Below are 21744 nucleotides of genomic sequence, written 5' to 3' on the forward strand. Positions count from 1 at the left end.
TTTGAGTTGAAACGAAGAAAAAGTGTTAGTAGAAAATCGCCTTCGATTTTCCACCAACACAAAATATTATAGAACCAAATGAAATAGCTCATTTCTGACGGTTTTTTTTTGAATTTTACCACAGCCAGTTTTACATAAATCAGTTAACTAGAAAACAAAGTTTGTAGTTTTTGATGATGGACTTCTAGAAGGCGTTGATATAAATCAGTTTCGAAATCACTGTAATGGCAATAATCAAGGACCGTATATTTAAAAGGATCTAGGCCCTTCGGAATCAGCAAAGGTGACCCCAAGATGATAAAGTCATATTCTTCAGTGATTGGAAGTGTCAGCTGTTCGATAGCAACAAATGGGATCTTTTTGCCTAGGTTTAAGATCTCAGCGGAAATCAGATGCTCAGAAACATTGACAAAACCAACTTTCAACTTATAGTTTTCGTCGATTTCTGAATAATACGGATAAAGCAAACAAGCTTGGATGAAAGCTAATTCACTTACACAAGATTTCAGCCACGTATAATTTTTCCGTTGGGAAAATTTTTTCCAGAAGCCTTCGATTTTGATTGTCAAGATATGTAAGAGTGGGTACTTTTCTTTGATATACGAAGAAATAAACAATGTGGTCAAAGGGATTTTTTGTTTGAACAAGCTAAAGTTACCAATCGATAGGTAGATGTTCAAATATAGAGCTGGCTCATTTTCAAAATGAAACGTACCGATAAACGTCTGACAATGGTCTTGGAATTCGTCCAAAATCTCCTTGGGGTCATTACTTGGTTGCTGATAAGAATGTTGGATGATCGGCAGACGAATGTCTTGGTTGGAAGTCAGAAACGGCCAATAATAAAACAAATAGAACAAAGAGTTTACCTCCAAGAGGTCTAAACGCAGATTGGCGATCTTGAAGAAATCGTAAAAGAAGTTGAGGTCTGTACCACTTGGAATGAAAGAATCCCTTGATAAGTGATAGATATCAGTAAAGTGGCTGTTTTTGATCCTCAGCAAACAAATCAGACAATGGAGACTGGCTTGTTTTTTTCCTAAGTCAAACTTGTTCTTATGCTGTGCTTCTTCATGTTTATAAATCAATGCTCTCACTTCTTGGCTATAAGGAACTATGTCCAAACTTTCACCTAATGATACAAACCAAAAGAAATTAAAAAAGAGGATACGAATCAACATTTCGGAACCTGACAAGGTCAGATTCGATAAATTCAAGTTGATATTGTATTCCTTCAAATATTCAACCAGCTTTTTTGTTTGACGAAAACAGGTCGAGCGACTGATATAGTGCCGGTTACAAAAAGCAGCGAGATCGTCGTCCTCTTCTATTAGCATACTGAGCAACAATTTATAAGGAACACTTTCAGTTGAAAGGTAATGTTGGTATTGGGTGTATTGAACAAGTTGTTCATTGACGGTTAACTTATTTTTACTATGTAATAGCTTGATGGTAGTAAATTTTTCTAAATCATCTTGGATTGCGCTCAAGATTTTTTTGAAGCGTGCAGGGCCGTAATAAAAATCCAAGTTTTCCCGCACCTGATCTATGCTGTATTCCCCGGGTGAGAGTGTCATCAACTTGCCGTAGACACTCAATTTCGTTCTGGCATGATCATCTAACAAAATTTTTTCAATCAATTGATCACCTTCCTTTTTTTGTAATTATTATTATTAGCGTATTTAATTTCTCTTGTAAATACGTGTCTCAGATTTCTAATAAGTCTATACAAGGTTTAGAAATATTTCTATTTCACTTGTCTCAAAAATAGCGTTCAGCGAGTATGTTTTTTGAGAGAAAAGAAATAACCCACAATTTTAAATAACGATATCAATATTTTTTTGCTTCCTTGTTAGTGTGTTTAATGGATATAAATAACTATAATTGAATATTTAGAAGCTGAAGGGGAAAGAATTAGAAATATTAGTGAATCTTTTCTTTTTTTTTATTATCTATTTGAATTTTAAAAAAATTTCGAAGGAGGCACTAAAAATGAAAAAGGGAAAGCATCTTGTCCTTCTTAGTTTGTTGGCCATCTTTTTCATCGCTTACTTATATTCTCAACACATAAACAAGGTAGTAGCAAATGATGAAGATGTTGTTGATGTAGTAGAGGTGTTGAAAAATGATTATGGAGAAGTGAGTATCAAGCAAACAGATGATCATTTGATCCTCTTTTATCGCTTAAATGAGTCAACACAAGAAAGACGATTTTTATTTCAGCTGCATCCCAAGGATGCAGCTGAAAACAATTTCCTTACTTCTTACACTTCTCAGGAATACCAAGAATATACAGATGAGAAGCAACAGAAATGGATAGGCAGTGATTTTTCGCAGGGAGGTGTCGAAAAAGAATGGAATGTCGCATTGCCAAATACTAATAAAGAGTTTCAACTCAATATTCAGATTGAAGAAAAAGCAGGAAAGTTACTTTTATCAGAAGCCGCTTCTTATCCATTCTCTATCGCTAATGAGAAGAAAGAGCCGTCAACTACAAGTGAAGATATAGCGGAAACAACAGAATCCTCTGAAGTATATGATACATCAGAGGATTCCTCGGTCATCTCGGACGAGTATCATCCGTTTGATCAGCCGCAATTGTTCAACGGACAGGTGAGTTCCGATGGATTAACTACGATCGAACCAGAGTATGTAACGGATGGGCAAGGTACTTATCCGAAAGCGATGTGGCAACCAAATAATAATCAGTATGTACGAAATCACCAAGGCAATCGTCAGGGAAAACAACAATGGGATGGAGTGACTAATTGGGATGGTGATCCAACCAATCAAAATAATTCTTATATTGAATATGGTGGGGAGAAAGAAGCAGCCGATTATGCGATCCGAAAATTTGCTAAAGAGACAGCAACTCCAGGTTTGTTTGATCTGTATGTAAATGTCCGAGGTAACACGCAAAAGGACATTCTTCCACTTGATATCGTATTCGTTGCAGACTGGTCTGGGAGTATGAATGAAGAAAATCGGATCATTGAGGTGAAAAATGGCATTGACCGATTTATTGATACATTATCAGATAGTGGCGTGACGGAAAAAATCAACTTAGGGTATGTCGGATTCTCAAGTGAAGGATATAGCAACCGTACGATTCCGCTAAAAGCCTTTGATAGTGTAAAAGAAGAAATCAAAGCAGCAACCCCTCTTTCAACAAGTGGCGGAACATTTACTCAAAATGGGTTACGACAGGCAGGAGAATTATTATCAGAACAAAATGGACACAAAAAAGTGATCGTTCTCTTAACCGATGGCGTTCCGACTTGCTCGTATTAAGTATCTAGTGTAATGGACGATGAAGATGGTAGTTATTATGGTACAGCCTTTAGCGGACGTATTGATCATCCAGACTATACTTCGAAAATCTCCCCCCCTTATCTTGCTTCAGTAAGCAACCAATCTTCGCAACGGCGTTGGATCAATTCGACATTTATTGCTACGATCGGTGAAGCAATGGCATTGAAGCAACGAGGAATCGAAATCCATGGGTTAGGAATCCAACTACAGGGGGATGAAACCGCAGGACTCACGAAAGAAGAAGTCGAGAGTCGAATGCGGAAAATGGTCTCGAATGGGGAGGATGGGACACTGTATTACGAGTCTGCAAATGATTCCTCAGATATTGCTGATTATTTAGCCAGAAAAGCTGTGCAATTGTCTGGGACCGTCGTTGATGGGAAAATCACTGATCCGATCATTGAGCCATTCGTTTATGAAACAGAAAGTGTTTCTGTTAAAAGTGTCGGAACGAGTCCTTTATCTGTTGAACCGATTCTAGCCATTGAGGATTCTATCATTCGAGTCGAGCAAATCTATTTAGAAAAAGGCCAAGAGATCCAACTGCATTATCAAGTTAGAATCCAAACAGAAAGTAAAACATTCGAACCAGATAGGTGGTATCAGATGAATGGTTCGACCACCTTTCAGCCAACGTCCAACCCAGATGTAGTTGCTAAATTTGGTATTCCATCAGCGAAAGCGCCCAGTGTTTCTCTTGATTTCTTCAAAGAATGGGAAGAATTTGATGAAGATCTGACAACGCGACCAGAAAAAGTGATCTACGAAATCAAGCGAAGGGGGATCACTCAATCATCAAGTTGGGAAAATGCCTATATACAATTAAATAAGCCGGCAAAGGACGAAACAAATCGTTGGGAGCGAACAAAAGTCACCAAAGTTTCAGAATCTAGTGAAGAAATCAGAGAAACCCTTTGGCTACCGAAATACAACAATCTAGGGCAAGATTTCCACTATGAGGCGGTCAATGAAGAAGCGGTTCCCGGCTATCAATCAGAAAAAATCAATGCAACGACTTGGAAAAATACAAAACAATTTGTCCCTTTAGACTTAAAAGTAACCAAGAAATCTTCTGCAAATGATCATCTCCTAAAAGGCGCGGTATTCCAACTAACGATTGAGGAGCGGGAGATTCAGCTGATCGATCATCAAGATGGTACGTATTCGTTGCCAGAAGAAACACGTCTTGAAAAAGGAAAAAACTATACATTGACAGAAATCAGTCCACCCACTGGACACGAACGCTCAGAAAAGCACATGTGGGATATCGCGATTTCTAATAATGGCGCAGTAACAGTGGACGGTCAAAAAACAGCAGTTGACGACCAAGTCATCCAGTTGACAATCGAGAACACTTTTTTAGACCTTCCGATCGCTATAAGAAAGTATACAGAAAAAGGCAAAGAAAAAGTAAATTTGGCAGACGCGACCTTTGCATTACAAATAAAAGCGGATAAAGGAAGCTATCAAACACTGAAAGAAGCCACCACAGCGGCATCAGGATTGGCGCAATTTACCATCCAAAAATCTGGCAAATACCGAATAGTGGAAACCGCAGGACCGCTTGGCTATGATACGATTCCAGGAAATTATGAGTTTGAAGTTGATCCTTATGGAACGATTGAATATGACGGGAAAAATGTAGAACATGCAGCAGTTTGGACGCTGACACATAGCAATCAAATCAAACCATTTGATTTAACTGTCTTAAAGCAAACAGACACAGGTCAATCGTTGAAAGGCGCGGCATTCCGACTATCTGGTTCAGCTGAACAAATCGAATTACCAAGTGATGAAACAGCAATCGACACCTTTGTTTTTGAAGATCTCAAACCCGGGAATTACACGCTGGAGGAGATCAAAACACCAGAAGGCCATGTCGGGCTAAAGGAACCAGTGCAAATTGTTATCCAAGAGGATGGCAAAGTGACAATAGCTGGAGAACCAACAGAAGTGCACTTACAAAGTGGGAACAAAAACAACCAATTGCAATTAGTGGTTACCAATCAGGCGTTGCTCTCTCTGCCGGAGACCGGCGGCATGGGAGGACTTGGCATCATTGCTAGTCTCAGCGGCATTGTTTCATTTGCCATCTATTCGTTTTTGCGAAGAAAAAGGGAAATCAATGCGTAAGCACTATTGATTAGAGGATTCCTTTTTTGTTCATTGTTGGTTCTGAAATGGAGTGAAAAAATGGTTTTCTTGATGGCAAATTGATCGTAGGAAAATTCATTGTTTATTAAAAGAATAGGAGTAAAGAAAATGAAGAAGAGAAAGCATATCAAACGATTGGTACTATGTTTTATTTCACTAGTAACATTGGCAGCATTGATTTCTATCCAGCACGTGTATGCTGATGGAACTGAGGTGCAACTGGTGATCCACAAGAAGAAAATGTTGGATTTTCCAAGTCAAGGGATCCAAAACACAGGGAAGGAAATGGCAGAGTTTGATGACTATCAAGGACTAGCTGACGTCACCTTCCATGTCTACGATGCGACCGCAGCATTTACTAAAGCAAGAGAAAACGGCGCAACGATTGAAGAAGCGAAAGCACAGGTGCAATCACAAACTTTTAGCACAGCTCTTTTTTCAGGCAGTACGGATACTCATGGGGATCTTTCTTTATCATTGCCCAAAAAACAAGCAGGAAAAGATGCCGTCTATGTGATCAAAGAAGCGGCAAAACCAGGGGTGACTGCTGCTGCAAATATGGTCGTGGCGTTTCCTGTGTATGAATTGATCAAACAAGCAGACGGTACGTATCAATATGGAGCAGAAGAACTATCGATGATTCATTTGTATCCTAAAAACATTGTTGAAAATGATGGCACACTGCAAGTCACGAAAATTGGTTCCGCTGAGGGTGAAGCACTGAACGGTGCGGAATTCGTCATTGTCAAACAAGAATCAGAGGTAACAAAATATATACAAGGCGTTGCACAAGGTATGTATACATGGACGTCAGACAAATCAAAGGCGAAACACTTTGTCAGCGGCAATCGTTATGAAATAGGAGAAGAGGACTTTGTCGAGAGTGCTGCGGCTAAAGGACAAATGATCGTCGCTGGTTTAGAGGTCGGAGAGTATGTATTGGAGGAAGTCAAAGCGCCTGAAAATGCTGAGATGATTGCCGACCAAACAACTACGCTATTTACCATCATTTCAGGAAGTCAAATGCCTGTAGCAAAGACGGTAAAAAATGATACGACTAAAGTAGAAAAAGACACGCCCCAATTAGAAGGACAAGATGTAGCCATCGGTGAAGCAATCAACTATGAGATCACCGTCAATATACCTGATGGGATTGCCGATAAAGAGGAGGAGAGCAACAAGTATACCTCATTCAAATTGATCGATAGCCACGATCCTGCATTGACATTTATGAATCAGTCCAAGGGAGAAACAAGCTATGCACTCTATGATGGTGAACGTCTCATTGATACTAATAATTATCAGATCACTGAACATGCCAATGGTTTTACAGTAGCAATTGCGCCCACATATATCCCTTCCCTGACTCCAGGTGGAACGTTGCGATTCGTTTATTACATTTATTTGAATCAACTAGCAGATCCGACGAAAGGTTATAAAAACGAAGCAAATGTCGATAATGGTCACACGACAGATCAAACACCACCGACTGTTGAGGTTCTGACAGGGGGAAAAAGATTCATAAAAGTAGATGGGGCAGTGATTGAGCTACGGCCATTGGCAGGTGCATCGTTTGTCGTACGCGACGAAAATTCGGCGACCGCGAACTATTTGATCATTGATCCAGTCACAAAAGCAGTGGCGTGGACGAATTCTCCGGAGAAAGCAACAACTTTCAATACAACGAACGATGGATTAGTAGACATTACAGGATTAGCTTATGGAACCTACTATTTGGAAGAAACCAAAGCACCGAATAGCTATATCAAATTAAATGAACGAATTGCTTTCAAAGTAGATGCACAATCTTATGCGGTGGCGAATGAATTGGTTACTCCAAAAAAAAGTACCAAACAAACAGAAAGGAACATTACCAGCAACTGGCGGCGAGGGAGTTACTTTGTATATTGGTTTGGGTGTCGTTTTATTGACGATAGTAGGTGTCTACTGGATAAAAAGATATAAGGCTTAGTGTCAAACGAAGAACGAATGGATAGCTGAGGAGAATGAAATGAAGCAAAAAAAAAGGCATCCTTTAGATCTAATCATGCTATTGGTATTTTTTATCGGTATCCTCAGCTTGGCGTATCCCTTTGTTAGCGATACATTGAATGACTATCTCGATCAACAAATCATCAAAAACTATCAGAAAAAAGCAAAATCTGAACATGCGTCAGTGATTGCTGAGTTGAACAAGCAGATGCGTGAAGCAAATGAAAAAATGGCATCAAATGAACCTAAGACAGAAGCAGACCCATTTTCCAAGGAAAAAAAGGAAAAGCAGAACTCGCTGAAATCTTATATAGAAGCACACACGATAGGTGTTTTGACGATCCCAAAAATCAATGTCAATTTACCAATCTTTGATCAGACGACAACAAAACTATTGGAGAAAGGGGCCTGTCTGCTCGAGGGAACTTCATATCCAGTCGGAGGAGTATCGACGCATGCGGTACTTTCTAGTCACCGAGGATTACCACAAGCAAAACTCTTTACAGATCTACCTCGGTTACAGATAGAGGATCGCTTTTATATCGAAATCAATGGTCAATATCTTGCGTATCAAATCGATCAAATACAAACTGTCGCGCCGACAAAAACAGAAACACTTCAGATCCAAGATAACCAAGACCTGGTCACACTAGTTACTTGCACCCCTTATATGATCAATAGTCACCGTTTGCTGGTTCGCGGACACAGGGTCGCAGTTGAGCAAGAGGAAATAAGCGCGTCATTGTCAAAAGTGCAGCAAGCAAAACGAACGACCTTTTTACTCGTGACTGGTTTGATCGTTGTCCTTTTGATGCTGTCTTTGGTGATGGTGATAAAACATTTTACAAAAGTTAAAAATACATGTAGTTTTAAAAACTAGATTCAAAAGTTTTGGTAATCAGATAGTTTTTCGAGTATAATGGAGTCGAAGAAATGAAACGGAGTGGATCAAGATGGAGATAGAATTTAGTCGAAAGTATCAAATCATCAATGAAGTATTAAATGCAGTGACCCATGGGATCGCAGCGTTGTTAAGTTTGTTTTGCTTTAATTTGCTGATGGATCGCGCCCATACCACCTTAGATTATGTCGCTTTTGCGATTTATGGAAGTTCGCTTTTTCTGCTTTTCTTTTCCTCTACGTTATTTCATAGCCTGATTTTTACGAAGGCAAAGAAAGTTTTCCAAGTATTCGATCATTGCTCGATCTATCTCTTGATCGCTGGTACGTATACCCCATTTTGCCTCTTAGTCGTACAGGGAATGGCTGGGTTGATCTTGCTTAGTGTCATTTGGACCACCGCAGTAATAGGGATTATTTACAAATCTTTGACGTTGACAAAAATGAACAAAGTATCGAAAGTTTCAACGATCATCTACAATGTGATGGGGTGGGCAATCATTGTTGTCTTACCTAAGCTCTATCAGAATATCGATTTGACCGGATTACTACTGTTAGTTGCTGGAGGAATCGCTTATTCTGTAGGCTCGCTCTTTTATAGTATGAAAAATAGACGATTCACCCATGTAATCTGGCATTTGTTTGTCATGTTAGGTGCAGCATTGATGTTTTTTGCGATTTACGTAAGTAATTAAGACGTTGTGCATGATGAAATAAGAATGAACAAATTGTTGGGACATAGGTTCGTTACACTCTCAAAAAAATAGAAGCACTCGAAAATGGTTTATTTTTCGAGTGCTTCTTGTTTGAAAAGGGAATGCGAGGAAATCCTTTATGACTAAAGCAAAAACGTGCCGAGCAATTTAGCTCAGCACGTTTTTTTACCTTATTCTTCTACTATTTTAGCTGATGCAGGCAAGCAGCGGTTGACGGCAATCGCAACGGCCATCCCAATGAAACTATCGATCACCCGGTTAAAGGCATAAAGATAGGATTCAGTTTGGGGAACCATAAATAAAATCGTCAATAGGGTAGCACAGGCACCGACCGTTCCTTCGTGATAGTCGAATTTCACTAATAATGCGATCATCAGCATGATAACGAAAGGAATCGATAGCAGCTGAACAAGGTGTGTGTAGCCAAAAAATTTAAAAATTCCGATACAGATGATCGATGCTAATGCGCCAAAGGTATTTCCAGCAATCCGATGCCGGCCGTATTTGACAGTAGTCCCATGATCTTCTCTTAAGGTAAAGACAGCGGTGATCGTTGAAACAACGTATGTCTCACGCTGTAGAAGAAAACTTAGAAGAATACAAATGAAGACGCTGATCCCCGTTTTTAGATTTCGCAAACCAAATTTTAATCCGAATAGATTCAATAATGCCATCCTTTCATAAGAAATCATCTTAACCCTTTCAAACGAATCATATCATACCATAAGCTGTATTTGCTAGTGAAAAAAAGTCCGAAAGGTTGCTGCAAAGGCTTTTCTTTGTGAAAAACCTTCGTGGCTCTCCTGGAGAATACGTCAATTAGCTTGAGAGTGATCAAAAAAGAGTGAATACCATCGTTGGAGCGAATCAGTTGCTTGGCTGACCAAACAAGCGTAACATAATATTGTAAACGTTATCTTATTGGAGAGCAGGGATAGGGATGGAAAAAATTTATCAAGCAAGTACGGCAGAAGGCGCAGTCGATTTTATCAACATGCGTGATTTAGAAGAGGCAGCAAAAGAAGTGATTCCCAAAGGAGGCTATGGCTACATCTCTAGCGGTGCGGGAGATACCTTCACTTATCGAGAAAATGAACGCGCATTCAATCATAAGCTGATTATTCCTCATGTCCTCAAAGACATTGAATTACCAGACACCAGGACTAATTTTTCCGGTGATACATTAAATGCACCGATTATCATGGCTCCGGTGGCCGCTCATGGCTTGGCCAATGTCAATGCGGAGAAAGCCTCGGCAAAAGGAGTTGCGCGCTTCGGTACAATTTACACAGCTAGTTCTTATGCTTCCTGTACGCTAGAAGAAATTCGGGCAGCCGGCGGAGAACAAGCACCTCAGTGGTTTCAATTCTATATGAGCAAAGATGATGGCATCAATCGGGATATTTTGGCGATGGCGAAACGCAATGGTGCCAAAGCGATTGTTTTAACGGCGGATGCCACAGTTGGTGGCAACCGAGAAACGGATCGCCGTAACGGCTTTACCTTTCCATTGGCTATGCCAATTGTGCAAGCTTATCAGTCTGGAATCGGACAAACAATGGATGCGGTATATGGCTCCTCCAAACAAAAACTGAGTCCTCAAGATGTGGCGTTCATTGCGAAGGAATCTGACTTACCTGTTTATGTCAAAGGGGTTCAATCAGAAGAAGATGTAGCACGTGCGTTAGATGCTGGAGCACAAGGGATTTGGGTCTCAAATCATGGTGGCCGTCAGTTAGATGGTGGACCAGCTGCTTTTGATTCTTTACAGATCGTAGCAGATGCCGTCGCTGGCAGAGTTCCGATCGTTTTTGACAGCGGTGTTCGCCGTGGGCAGCACGTCTTTAAAGCAATCGCCTCTGGTGCTGATCTAGTGGCGATTGGACGTCCAGTGATTTACGGATTAGCGTTAGGCGGTTCAACAGGCGTTCAGCAAGTGTTCGATTTCTTCAAAAAAGAATTAGAGATGGTAATGCAATTAGCAGGGACTCAAACGATTGCAGATATTCGCCAAGCGAAACTACGGGACAATCATTATATGTAATAAAAAATAGTAATAAAAAGAGCCTTCCTCTGCCGCACGCAGCCAGAAATTCAAAGAACTGAAACCTTTGAAAGCCACGGCAGCGGGGCTTTTTTTATGGCTTTTTTGTATCTGGGTTGATTATAGGAAATCACCGGTATCAAGAACGAACTGCTACGATTTATTTGATAGTAACAGTGTATATGATTTTGAAAAGGAGAGAAAACCCTGTACACTTAAATTAACGAAATCAAAAAGGAGAGGGGAAAATGATTCCAAAAATCATTCATTATTGCTGGTTTGGGGGCAATGAATTAGGGGAAAGCGAACAGAAATATATCGAAACCTGGCGCAAATTTTGCCCAGACTATGAGATCAAACGCTGGGATGAATCAACGATCGATCTTTCAAAATTTGGTTCTTACTTACAAGAAGCCTACAAACAAGAAGAATGGGCCTTTGTTTCTGACGTTGTTCGTTTGTATGCATTAGTGACAGAAGGCGGCATTTATATGGATACCGATGTCGAAGTGGTGAAACCATTAGATGATCTATTAAACTATGAGGCATTTATGGGATTTGAGATCGAAACCAAAATTTCCACCGGTATCATCGGTGCAGTGCCTCATCATCCTTTCATGGAAGAATGGTATCATGACTATGATGATCGTGAATTTGTGCGAGCAGAAAAAACGGAAGATGTAGTAACCAACGTCATTCGAGTCACTGAATTGTTGCAGGAATATGGTCTGCAACTAAACAATCAGCGTCAAACGGTTAAAGGGGTAGAAATTTTCCCGCAAATGACTTTCTCGCCAAAAAGTTATATTACCGGCGAAGTTGAGGAAGATCCAACTACTATGGTGATCCACCAATTTTCCGGATCTTGGCTATAAACAGTTTTTTACTGATCCGATAGTTCGTCAAGCAGAATCCCAGCAACAGTTGAATGGGCGCCTGCTGACGAACTATTTTTTATTGTCTTTGGCAATGAATTATGCCACAATAGAACGAAATGAAATGGATCGGAGTGAGAGTTTATCATGGGAATTATCCAATGTACACCGGCTGACCTTGTTGAGTTGAAAGCCATCAGTATTGAGACGTATCAGGACACATTTGCCCCATATAATACGGAAGAAAATATGCAAGCTTATTTAGAGGCTGCTTATCATTCAGAAAAGTTGCACAAAGAACTGAAAAATCCGCAGTCTGCTTTTTTCTTTTTGCAAGAAGAAGCAATTGCTGGTTATCTAAAGCTTAATTGGGGAACAGCTCAAACTGAGCCGATTGCACCAGAGGGACTTGAAGTTGAGCGGATCTACATCCGAAGTGACTACAAACGCCGCGGCTATGGTCAGCAATTGTTGTCTTTTGCGGAAGAGTTTGCCAAGGCAAAACAAAAGACGTCTTTGTGGTTAGGCGTATGGGAACACAATGCCAATGCATTGGCTTTTTATAACAAGATGGGCTTTCGACGAGTAGGCAGTCATTCTTTCTTCATGGGGGATGATGAACAGACCGATTATTTAATGGAAAAACAAATATGAAGAGAGTCACTCTTCTTCGATTCGTTGTTGTTGAAAAATCAAAGTCGAAAACCTGTCGATGAGAGATGCCATTAGTGACTTCGAAAGAGGGAGCAAGAGGAGGATGAAAATTCCTTTTCAATTAATAGAGCTTCCAGTATAGTAGTAAATGACTAACTAAAAAATGAAAATTATGGTGACAGATGAAGGGGACAAGAATGGGACAACAAAAAACTGAAAGTGTATTATCACGATTTTTAAAAGGAGTCGTTATTGCTTTAGGATTTATTTTGCCGGGGGTCTCCGGTGGAGTTCTAGCAGCAATTTTAGGGATCTATGAACGAATGCTGCGTTTTATGGCACATTTAACGAAAAACTTCAAAGAAAATCTGCTCTTTTTCTTGCCAGTAGGGATCGGCGGGATCGTTGGGATCGGGCTTTTATCGAAACCGTTAGAATGGCTGCTGCAAAATTATCAGATTGTCGTCTTATGGGGATTTGCCGGAGCCATTATTGGTACATTGCCTGCACTTGCAAAAGAATCGACTCTTAAAAGCAAACGAACTATGGGGGATTTGTTTTGGTTCTTTGGTACAATGATCATCGGTTTCTTATTTCTTTATTTCATGGGTGATATTCTAGGAACGATCCCAGCAAACTTTTTAGGATTTGTTTTGGCCGGCGGATTGATTGCATTAGGTGTGTTGGTGCCTGGATTAAGCCCATCTAACTTATTGCTCGTATTAGGTTTGTATGATCCGATGTTGAAAGGCTTCAAGGGGTTCGACATTTTAGGCGTCTTCTTGCCGATCGCAATTGGTGGTCTACTCGTGATGCTGCTGTTCTCAAAATTGATGGAGTGGCTCTTGGAGCATTATCATTCGAAAGTCTATCACTTTATTTTGGGAATTGTGATTGCATCAACAGTATTAATCGTCTTGCCACCAGTGGCTGATTATAGCGGATTTACTTGGCTGACTGCGGTCAGCGGTGTGATACTGTTTGTTTTAGGGTACTGGTTAGGGGCTTGGATGAGTAAATTAGAAGAAAAATATAAATAACCACTGCGTGGACAAAAAAACAATCGGTCAGATGATCGATTGTTTTTTTATGGAATAGAAACCGAGGCAACCTTTGTCTGAATAGCGACGTTCACACGTACTATCCTCACTCCCCCTTGGAAGATAATCATGAAACGTCGCTGGAAAAAGGGGACAGGATCGAACGGGACAACTTACATCTGATCGCTAAGCGCCCAAATTTAAAAAAGGATATATATATAAAAGAGGTATCGGACGATCCTGCCCAATACCTTTGTCATAGTGAAATAAGCAGACCAAAGCGTGTTGATTTACCTAAAAAAAGGTAGAAATCACCCAGAAAATTGGGTACAATAAACACGTTGATGTACTGCATTGACTATGGCAAACTTGATGGTCAGTTGCTGCTGACAAATCAAGGCCCTATTCCTTAGTTGCCGCTAAGGGATGGGGTGCCTTTTTTGGTTTCTATTCGCTTTTATTTTATAGAAAGCGAGGGTATAAATCAAGGGAACGTTTCCATATTTAATGAAAAAATGCAAGTGTTTTATTAGAAAAACGTGAAAAGATAACAGAATTCTGTGAGATTTGTCAATAAAAGTCAATATTTATTTATTGATATGAGAAAGACTGAAAAAATAAATTTTTTCCTGGGAGAGCCAAGCCATCAAAGTGATGATTTGGCTCTTTTTTGTCGCTTTTTTAAGGGGGGCACTTACGAGTCCTTTATTGTGTTAGGCGCAAAAGTTTACCAACTTAACATGAACTTTTCATAACGCTTACTGGATGTTAACGATTGCTTGATAGGATGGAGTAAATGAGTAATGAGGTGAAAAGATGAATCATGATAGGCTAAAGGTACTTATTGAAAAGAGACTGCCCCATATCCCTGCAAGGGATTGTAAACGAAACACCTCCAAAAGCAAACGGATTTTGGATCCTCAAAAAAGTATCCGGTTCCAACGTGGACTTGCTAAGAAAAAGATGCTAAATGGGCTAGCTATAATAGTAATTAGGAAATGGCTTTTGAGAATCAGCAAAGACCGACAGATGGGGGTGACAAGCTATGTCCATTAAATCGCAAATAACCGAAAAGCTGCTTTTACTGGTTTTGGATGGCTGCCGATACGATACCGCGGTTGAACAGATGGGGATCTTGAATCATCATGTGGATTATAAACAAGCACAACTGATCAAAGTCCATGCTGAAATGCCTAGCAGTTCTCGGCCATTGTATGAAGTGTTGGCTACTGGTGTACCAAGCTACCGGAATGGGATTCTGACCAATGCTGATGGTCAACATTCCAAAGAACTCTCGATTTTTGATCTTGTCAAAGCTGCCGGCGGAAGTACTGCAGCTGCAGCACATTATTGGCAAAGTGAATTATTCAATCAAGCACCTTATGAAATCAAACGAGATCGTATTCAACACGACCACAAAAAAAGTATCCAACATGGAATCTTTTATAGTGAAAACCAGTATCCCGATTCACATGTGTTTGCAGATGGACATTATTTACTGCACACGTATCAGCCGAATTTGTTACTGATACATTCCATGAATATCGATGCCGCGGGACATCGTTATACGGCTGTTTCAAAAGAATACCGAAAAGCCGTAAACCAAGCAGACCAATTGATTGGCCTGTATTTGCACGATTGGTTGGCTGCAGGTTATCAAGTGATTGTTACTGCGGACCACGGGATGGATGAATATGGGTTGCATGGCGGAAGCATGGCTGCTCATCGCGAAGTCCCCCTCTATATTTTTTCAGATATTTTTCCGCCAGACTGTGGGATCGAAAAAATGAATCAATTAGAGTTGGCACCACTGATTTGCAGTTTATTAAAAATCGATACTTCTGAACGCATGCAGATTGGGCGCAGCTGATTTGTAGAAACGAACAAAGCCGCTAAAGTCAGGTGCTCAAATTAGGGCATCATTGCTAGAGGTCTATTTGGTTTGGCTTAACGGGCATAAATAGATGGCTTATATCAGATGAATAAGCAAAAAAGTAATCGATTGTTGTTCCGCTACAGAGAACTGTGCCATGAGTGAAAATAAACGGACATTGTAAATGAGAGAAAGTGGCTGCCGCGTCTTGGAAACTGTGAGAGTGCCTAGGTACTATAGCAGCAGTTGCGATCGTTAGAATTTATTGGGTTTTGTTTAGATCCGGTCGTTCCGTCTGTTTGTTGACTGTTTATGGGACCGTCTTTTTTAATTAGAACAAGGCAACGAAGTGCTGCTATTCTTTGCACTTTTAGACAAACGACTTTATTTGTCTAAATCTGTGAAAAATAGCGGTTGTTATTTTTGTCACAAATAGAAGATACTGCTACCATGGATTTGTACCAATATTAGGAGGGGATCATATGAGATATACAAACGGAAATTATGAAGCTTTTGCAAGAAGCAGAAAACCGAAAGATGTCGAAAAGAAACAGGCCTATATTGTTGGTGGCGGATTAGCTGGATTAGCAGCAGCAGTCTTTTTGATTCGTGACGGACACATGGAGGGAAAGAAAATCCATGTGCTGGAGGAGCTGTCTCTTTCAGGCGGCTCACTCGACGGCAAATTTATTCCTCATGATGGCTTTGTCACTCGAGGCGGCCGTGAAATGGAAAATCATTTTGAATGTTTATGGGATTTATTCCGTTCGATTCCATCATTGGAGGTAGAAGATGCCTCCGTCTTAGATGAATTTTATTGGTTGGATCATGACGATCCAAACTCATCCAATTGTCGGATCATTCATGATCGTGGCCAACGAGCAGCAGATGACGGAGAATTCACTTTATCAGCAGCAGCCCAAAAAGAGTTGGTCCAACTATTTATGACTTCAGAAGATCAGCTTGTTGGCAAACGGATCGAGGATGTTTTTGGAGACGAGTTCTTTGAATCAAACTTTTGGCTTTATTGGTGTACGATGTTTGCTTTTGAAAAATGGCATTCTGCCATCGAAATGCGTAGATATGTTTTAAGATTCATTCACCATATCGATGGATTGCCTGATTTCACGGCTTTGAAATTTACTCGTTACAATCAATATGAATCGTTAGTTAAACCATTATTAGCTTACCTTGATGCACAAGGTGTCGATTTCCAATATGAAACCAAAGTCATGAATATTGACGTGAAGATCACTGAAGGAGAGAAAATCGCCCAAAGTATCACACTGATGAAAAATGGCAAAGCCCAAGAAATCACTTTGACAGCAGATGATCTGGTGTTTGTAACAAACGGCTCAATCACGGAGAGTTCGACTGAAGGGGATCACCATACACCTGCCCCTATTACTCATGAATTAGGTGGCAGTTGGAATCTTTGGAAGAACTTGGCTGCTCAATCTCCTGAATTTGGTCGCCCAGAAGTCTTTTATGACAATCTGCCAGCAGAAAGCTGGTTTGTATCAGCGACAGTCACATGGCAAAACTTTGATATTGAACCTTATATTTCTCGTTTGACAAAACGGAAATTACGGACAGGAAGAGTAGTGACCGGTGGGATCGTCACTATCAAAGATTCAAATTGGCTGATGAGTTTTGCGACCCATCGTCAACCTCATTTCAAAGAGCAAGGCGATCAACAAACGGTGACTTGGGTTTATGGTCTATTGTCTAATACACCAGGAAATTATATCAAAAAACCGATTGAACACTGTTCCGGACAAGAAATCGTTCAAGAACTATTGTATCACTTAGGTGTTCCAGAAGATGAAATTCTACGGATCTCTAATGAATCATGTTCAGCGATCCCTGTGTATATGCCTTTCATCACTTCTTACTTCATGTTGCGGGAACCTGGAGATCGTCCGCTTGTGATACCGAATGGTTCACGAAACTTAGCCTTCATCGGCAACTTTGCCGAAACGCAACGTGATACCGTCTTTACGACTGAATATTCTGTACGAACGGCGATGGAAGCTGTCTACCAATTGTTAGCTATTGAACGAGGCGTTCCAGAAGTCTTTGCTTCCGCCTATGATCTGCGTACATTGGCCAATGCGATTTACTATTTATCGGACAAGAAAAAATTGACTGAGATGGAGCTGCCATTTATCGAACGCAAATTAGTAGAAGGATTTGTTAAGAAGACGAAAGATACCTATATCGGCGAAATCCTTGAAAAAAATCATTTAGTTTAACACACTTGAATGCTGTGACATCCGTTACTTAAAGACAGGATACCCGAAAGAACCAGAGAGGCCATTAAACGGCCTCTCTTTTCTTCGAGGTTACGTATGTCTGACGGATGGCACTGTTTTTTTGGGAACGATTTCCATGCTGTAGACCCCCCTGTGTGATGTACACAAGAGTAGCGAAAAATAAGGGAACCGCTATCAAACAAATTGCTTCTTTTTAATAATACAGAGTGTTATTCTGTTATATTTCTATTGAACTTTTTCACTCTGTTTGGTATATTGGTTGTTAATTAAAAGCTTTTTTTGCTTTTAGTACAGAAGCTATAATTGTTACGATGAAAGGCGGGAGATTTATGGAAGATGCGACCTATTGGGCAGAGCAATTAACGCAGAAGAAAATCAGTTTTTCGGAATTGACAGCTAGGATCGAAGAAAAAATTCAGCAAGTTGAGCCAACGTTAAATGCGCTTGTTTCTTTTGATCGGCAAGCAGCAATTAAGCAGTATGAACAAAATCCGCAAACAAAAGCGGCTTTATTCAGCGGGCTGCCAATACCACTTAAAATATTGGGTCAAAGTAAAGCGGGGTGGCCGGCCACATCGGCGGCTGCATTGTTTGCAAATGCAAAAGCAGAGCAGACGAGTGCATTTGTCAACGGGCTGGAACAGCTAGGATTGATTCCTTTGGGACAAACCAATGCTCCGGAATTTGGTTTCAAAAATGTTACCGATCCAGTATTGTACGGTCCAACACGCAATCCGTGGCAGTCCGCCTATTCGGCAGGGGGATCCAGCGGTGGAGCGGCGGCCGTCGTAGCGGCTGGACTATTTCCATTAGCTGCTGCTAGTGATGGAGGCGGTTCCATTCGTATCCCAGCTTCTTTCAACGGACTAATTGGGTTAAAACCGACGCGAGGAACTATGCCAGTGGGACCTCAAGAATGGCGTAGTTGGCAAGGTGCTTCGATCAATTTTGCATTGACGCTTTCTATGAGAGATACGGAACGTTTGTTTTATGGATTACGAACGTCTCAACCGGCGGCTCCCTATCAGGCACCTAGAATCGAATGGAAACATCATGGACCCAGTCAGAATCGAACACTGAGAGTTGCGTACACAACCGAGTCTCCAGCCGGGAGTCCAGTTTCACAAACTGCTGTCTTAGCTGTCAAGAAAGCTGTCGCATTTTTGGAAGATCAAGGACATCAGGTTACAGAAATCCGTTATCCTGTTGATGGTCAAACGATGATGGCAAGCTATTATCGTATGAATGGTGGAGAGACAGCAGCAATGTTTGCCGAGATCGAGGCAATGCTGCAACGACCAGTGGAACAGAAAGATATGGAGCTGATGACTTGGGGGCTGTACCAATATGGCAAAAAATTAGCGGCTGCCGATTATATCCAGGCATTGCAATATTGGGATCAGCTGGCAGTAACGATGGAAGCTTTGTTTGCAGATTATGAGTTGTTTTTGACCCCTGCAACAGCACAAACGGCGCCATTGATTGAAGAGGATTTGCAAAGTGATACGATTCGAAGCGAACTGCAAGAGATAGAAAGACGAACAGCTGCTGCTGCCGGAGACTTGATTTATCAGATGTTCGACAAAAGTTTGGCACTGACGCCCTATACGCAATTGGCCAATCTAACGGGCCAACCTGCAATCAGCCTTCCAACAGCTGTTAGTGAGGAAGGTTTGCCATTGGGAATTCAGTTTATGGCATCAAAAGGCCGTGAAGATTTACTTTTTCAAGTGGGTGAATTGTTTGAACGATGGGAGCAATTTCATTTACCCAAAAAATAACTGTCGATGAATGACGGTTCAAGAATGATTTTCTAGGGGGATAAAGATGGAAACAATCAAAATAAACAAGTGGAAAAATATCGTTGTACTAGGTGCCTTTGTGATGTTGTTAGGTGCTTGCGGAAGTAAGGCTAAAGAGGACAATAGTTTAAGTCGTGTTCAAGAGTCAAAAGAATTGACTGTTGCTACGTCAGGTACGTTATTTCCTTCCTCTTATTACAATGATGACAATCAATTAGTTGGCTATGACGTAGACGTTGCAAAAGAAGTAGCCAAGCGGATGGGTGTTTCGATCCAGTTCAAAGAATACAATGTAGACGGACAAGTGGCGTCCTTGACTAGAGGTGAAGCGGACTTTGCCGCAAATGATTTCGGTCTCAGCGGAGACCGTGGAGATAAGTTTCGTCTGTCTGAACCAATCAAGTATTCATTTGATAGTATGATCGTGCGAAAAAGCGATGATTCTGGCATTGCCTCTCTAGATGATTTAGCAGGCAAAAAAGCAGCGGGAGAACCCAATACAAGCTACATGAAGTTAGCCGAAGAATATGGTGCGAAACTTGTGACCTATGATAATGCCACGAATGACCAGTATCTGACAGATGTGGCAAACGAACGGACCGATGTGATCCTTAATGATTATTATCTGCAAAAGATGTCGGTGGCAGCTTTGCCAGATATTCCAGTTAAAATCTTGGAAGATGTCTACTTCAATCCGAACGAAACAGGCTTTCTTTTTGCGAAAGACAACCAAGCACTGCATGACGAAGTCGATCGTGTTTTAAAAGAGATGAAAGCAGACAGGACGTTAAAAGAAATTTCCGAAAAATACTTCCAAACAGATGTATCTGTACCATCTGACAAAGAGATCCAAAAGGTTGAAAAGTAATGTATATCCCAACTCTTGATCTTCCACTGATGTGGGAGTCGCTTCCTTTTTTACTGACAGGGTTATCCTATACGTTAGGGATTGCCATTGCTTCTTTTCTCGCAGGAAATGCGTTAGGTTTATTGCTGACTTTTCTGGGGATGCTTCAAAACCCTTGGGTAAGAAGGATCGTTCGAGGCTATATCTCCTTTCTGCGAGGAGTACCCGCATTGGTGCTGTTGTTTTTGCTCTATTTCGGATTGCCGTATCAATTACCCGCATTGACAGCTGCCATTATTTGTTTTAGTTTGACTAGCAGTGCTTTTATTGGAGAAATTTATCGAGGATCGATCGCCGGAGTGGATCGCGGGCAATGGGATGCAGCGTATGCTCTGGGATTGAGTTTTTCTAAAACATTACGGTTGATCATTCTGCCTCAGGCATTTCGCATATCGGTCCCAGCATTAAGCAATGTCGCGATGGACCTGTTGAAAGGAACCTCGTTAGCGGCAATGATCACGATCCCGGACATTTTTCAAAAAGCCAAAATTGTTGGCGGCCGGACGTTTGATTATATGTCGATGTACGTGTTAGTGGCGATCATTTACTGGTTGCTGTGTATCGGGATCGAAGCGCTCCAACATCGCTTAGAAAAACGATTTGCTGACCGCTTTGAAAGTCAAAAAGGCTGATCGTCAAAAAAGCTGATCGTCAAAAAAGTAGCTAAAAAAATTCGCTGGTTGGATTATTTATGAATCAATCTCTTTGTTTGTGGTACACTTTACAAAAAAGGAGTTTGGACAATGAAATATGAATGGCGAAAACAAGAAAAAGCTTACTATTTACCAAAAGAACCACAGCTGATCGAAGTGCCTGCTTATCAATTCATTACGTTGACTGGCGAAGGAAATCCTAACCGTCCTGAATTTTCCGAGCAAATCAGTGCACTTTATATGATGGCCTATGGATTGCGCATGGGATTGAAAAAAGGCTCCTTCGGCAATACGCCTTTTGAGTATACGGTATACCCGCTAGAAGGCGTATGGACTTTACCTGAAAAACCACAAGGACCGATTGCTAAAGAAGAGTTGATCTATAAAATCATGATTCGGCAACCGGAACAAGTAACTGCTGATTTAGCCGCCGAACAGTTGACACAAATCATGAAGAAAAAAGAAAATCGTCAGACTGTAGACAAAGTCCATTTTATGGATGATGTCTACAGTCTTTTCTTTTATAATAGATTTATGAAAACGAAT

General features: G+C 40.8%; 15 protein-coding genes and 2 pseudogenes. 15 read left to right on the forward strand and 2 right to left on the reverse strand.

The genetic code is table 11. The features are described from left to right. Positions 1-143 precede the first annotated feature (143 nt). Positions 144-1640 (reverse strand): helix-turn-helix domain-containing protein, encoded by a 1497-nt coding sequence (locus AB5Z52_RS10455; RefSeq protein ID WP_003127500.1) that lies wholly within the window; start codon positions 1638-1640, stop codon positions 144-146. Between the two features lie 352 nt (positions 1641-1992). On the opposite strand from AB5Z52_RS10455, the gene AB5Z52_RS10460 reads away from it, so the two are divergent. From AB5Z52_RS10460 to AB5Z52_RS10480, 5 genes and pseudogenes are all read left to right on the forward strand, one after another. Continuing rightward, positions 1993-3291, forward strand: a complete 1299-nt coding sequence (locus tag AB5Z52_RS10460) for a vWA domain-containing protein (RefSeq protein WP_287040804.1) — start codon at positions 1993-1995, stop codon at positions 3289-3291. Between the two features lie 12 nt (positions 3292-3303). Continuing rightward, a complete protein-coding gene (locus AB5Z52_RS10465) occupies positions 3304-5445 on the forward strand; it encodes a collagen binding domain-containing protein (RefSeq protein ID WP_368243747.1) in 2142 nt (713 codons plus the stop codon). Positions 5446-5574: 129 nt separating this feature from the next. Continuing rightward, positions 5575-7438, forward strand: a pseudogene (locus AB5Z52_RS10470) (SpaA isopeptide-forming pilin-related protein). A 39-nt stretch (positions 7439-7477) separates the two neighbouring features. Continuing rightward, positions 7478-8338 carry a class C sortase gene (locus AB5Z52_RS10475; RefSeq protein ID WP_170081422.1) on the forward strand — a complete coding sequence of 287 codons (861 nt, stop codon included), beginning with the start codon at positions 7478-7480 and terminating at the stop codon, positions 8336-8338. Positions 8339-8411: 73 nt separating this feature from the next. After that, positions 8412-9053, forward strand: coding sequence for a hemolysin III family protein (locus AB5Z52_RS10480; protein ID WP_159151093.1), 642 nt, complete (start codon positions 8412-8414; stop codon positions 9051-9053). 191 nt (positions 9054-9244) lie between these two features. Here the strand turns inward: AB5Z52_RS10480 and AB5Z52_RS10485 are convergent, their stop codons facing one another. Continuing rightward, complete coding sequence (locus tag AB5Z52_RS10485; RefSeq protein ID WP_003127505.1) at positions 9245-9766, reverse strand: aromatic acid exporter family protein; 522 nt, start codon at positions 9764-9766, stop codon at positions 9245-9247. Positions 9767-10014: 248 nt separating this feature from the next. Between AB5Z52_RS10485 and AB5Z52_RS10490 the strand changes: the two genes are divergently transcribed. The 10 genes and pseudogenes from AB5Z52_RS10490 to AB5Z52_RS10535 all read left to right on the forward strand — a co-directional run. Then, positions 10015-11118, forward strand: a complete 1104-nt coding sequence (locus AB5Z52_RS10490; protein ID WP_003127508.1) for an alpha-hydroxy-acid oxidizing protein — start codon at positions 10015-10017, stop codon at positions 11116-11118. A 248-nt stretch (positions 11119-11366) separates the two neighbouring features. Then, entirely contained in the window at positions 11367-11993 is a 627-nt protein-coding gene (locus AB5Z52_RS10495; protein WP_003127510.1) for a glycosyltransferase family 32 protein, read from the forward strand. A 147-nt stretch (positions 11994-12140) separates the two neighbouring features. After that, the gene (locus tag AB5Z52_RS10500) at positions 12141-12647 is read left to right on the forward strand and encodes an N-acetyltransferase (protein WP_005471780.1); all 507 of its coding nucleotides are present in this window, start codon (positions 12141-12143) and stop codon (positions 12645-12647) included. A 197-nt stretch (positions 12648-12844) separates the two neighbouring features. Next, positions 12845-13687 carry a DUF368 domain-containing protein gene (locus tag AB5Z52_RS10505; protein WP_003127514.1) on the forward strand — a complete coding sequence of 281 codons (843 nt, stop codon included), beginning with the start codon at positions 12845-12847 and terminating at the stop codon, positions 13685-13687. Between the two features lie 1051 nt (positions 13688-14738). Beyond that, positions 14739-15557, forward strand: coding sequence for an alkaline phosphatase family protein (locus AB5Z52_RS10510; protein WP_029487204.1), 819 nt, complete (start codon positions 14739-14741; stop codon positions 15555-15557). A gap of 485 nt (positions 15558-16042) precedes the next feature. Continuing rightward, on the forward strand, positions 16043-17815 hold the full coding sequence (locus AB5Z52_RS10515) for an oleate hydratase (RefSeq protein ID WP_005471782.1): 1773 nt from the start codon (positions 16043-16045) through the stop codon (positions 17813-17815). Between the two features lie 350 nt (positions 17816-18165). Then, a complete protein-coding gene (locus tag AB5Z52_RS10520; protein ID WP_003127518.1) occupies positions 18166-19617 on the forward strand; it encodes an amidase in 1452 nt (483 codons plus the stop codon). 46 nt (positions 19618-19663) lie between these two features. After that, the gene (locus AB5Z52_RS10525; protein WP_288551780.1) at positions 19664-20506 is read left to right on the forward strand and encodes a transporter substrate-binding domain-containing protein; all 843 of its coding nucleotides are present in this window, start codon (positions 19664-19666) and stop codon (positions 20504-20506) included. Further along, a complete protein-coding gene (locus AB5Z52_RS10530; RefSeq protein ID WP_003127520.1) occupies positions 20506-21177 on the forward strand; it encodes an amino acid ABC transporter permease in 672 nt (223 codons plus the stop codon). The genes AB5Z52_RS10525 and AB5Z52_RS10530 overlap by 1 nt, the downstream gene beginning before the upstream one ends. A 111-nt stretch (positions 21178-21288) precedes the next feature. Then, positions 21289-21744, forward strand: a pseudogene (locus tag AB5Z52_RS10535) (GyrI-like domain-containing protein); the annotation flags it as partial.

The sequence above is a fragment of the Enterococcus sp. RTP21361st1_A6_RTP21361_211029 genome (genome assembly GCF_040910045.1).
GTDB lineage: Bacteria > Bacillota > Bacilli > Lactobacillales > Enterococcaceae > Enterococcus_D > Enterococcus_D gallinarum.

Coding starts and splice junctions, on each gene's coding strand:
- AB5Z52_RS10500 (WP_005471780.1), top strand. CDS start 12,141: ATGGGAATTATCCAATGTACACCGGCTGACCTTGTTGAGTTGAAAGCC.
- AB5Z52_RS10495 (WP_003127510.1), top strand. CDS start 11,367: ATGATTCCAAAAATCATTCATTATTGCTGGTTTGGGGGCAATGAATTA.
- AB5Z52_RS10485 (WP_003127505.1), bottom strand. CDS start 9,766: ATGATTTCTTATGAAAGGATGGCATTATTGAATCTATTCGGATTAAAA.
- AB5Z52_RS10505 (WP_003127514.1), top strand. CDS start 12,845: ATGGGACAACAAAAAACTGAAAGTGTATTATCACGATTTTTAAAAGGA.
- AB5Z52_RS10465 (WP_368243747.1), top strand. CDS start 3,304: ATGGACGATGAAGATGGTAGTTATTATGGTACAGCCTTTAGCGGACGT.
- AB5Z52_RS10530 (WP_003127520.1), top strand. CDS start 20,506: ATGTATATCCCAACTCTTGATCTTCCACTGATGTGGGAGTCGCTTCCT.
- AB5Z52_RS10475 (WP_170081422.1), top strand. CDS start 7,478: ATGAAGCAAAAAAAAAGGCATCCTTTAGATCTAATCATGCTATTGGTA.
- AB5Z52_RS10520 (WP_003127518.1), top strand. CDS start 18,166: ATGGAAGATGCGACCTATTGGGCAGAGCAATTAACGCAGAAGAAAATC.
- AB5Z52_RS10480 (WP_159151093.1), top strand. CDS start 8,412: ATGGAGATAGAATTTAGTCGAAAGTATCAAATCATCAATGAAGTATTA.
- AB5Z52_RS10460 (WP_287040804.1), top strand. CDS start 1,993: ATGAAAAAGGGAAAGCATCTTGTCCTTCTTAGTTTGTTGGCCATCTTT.
- AB5Z52_RS10515 (WP_005471782.1), top strand. CDS start 16,043: ATGAGATATACAAACGGAAATTATGAAGCTTTTGCAAGAAGCAGAAAA.
- AB5Z52_RS10525 (WP_288551780.1), top strand. CDS start 19,664: ATGGAAACAATCAAAATAAACAAGTGGAAAAATATCGTTGTACTAGGT.
- AB5Z52_RS10490 (WP_003127508.1), top strand. CDS start 10,015: ATGGAAAAAATTTATCAAGCAAGTACGGCAGAAGGCGCAGTCGATTTT.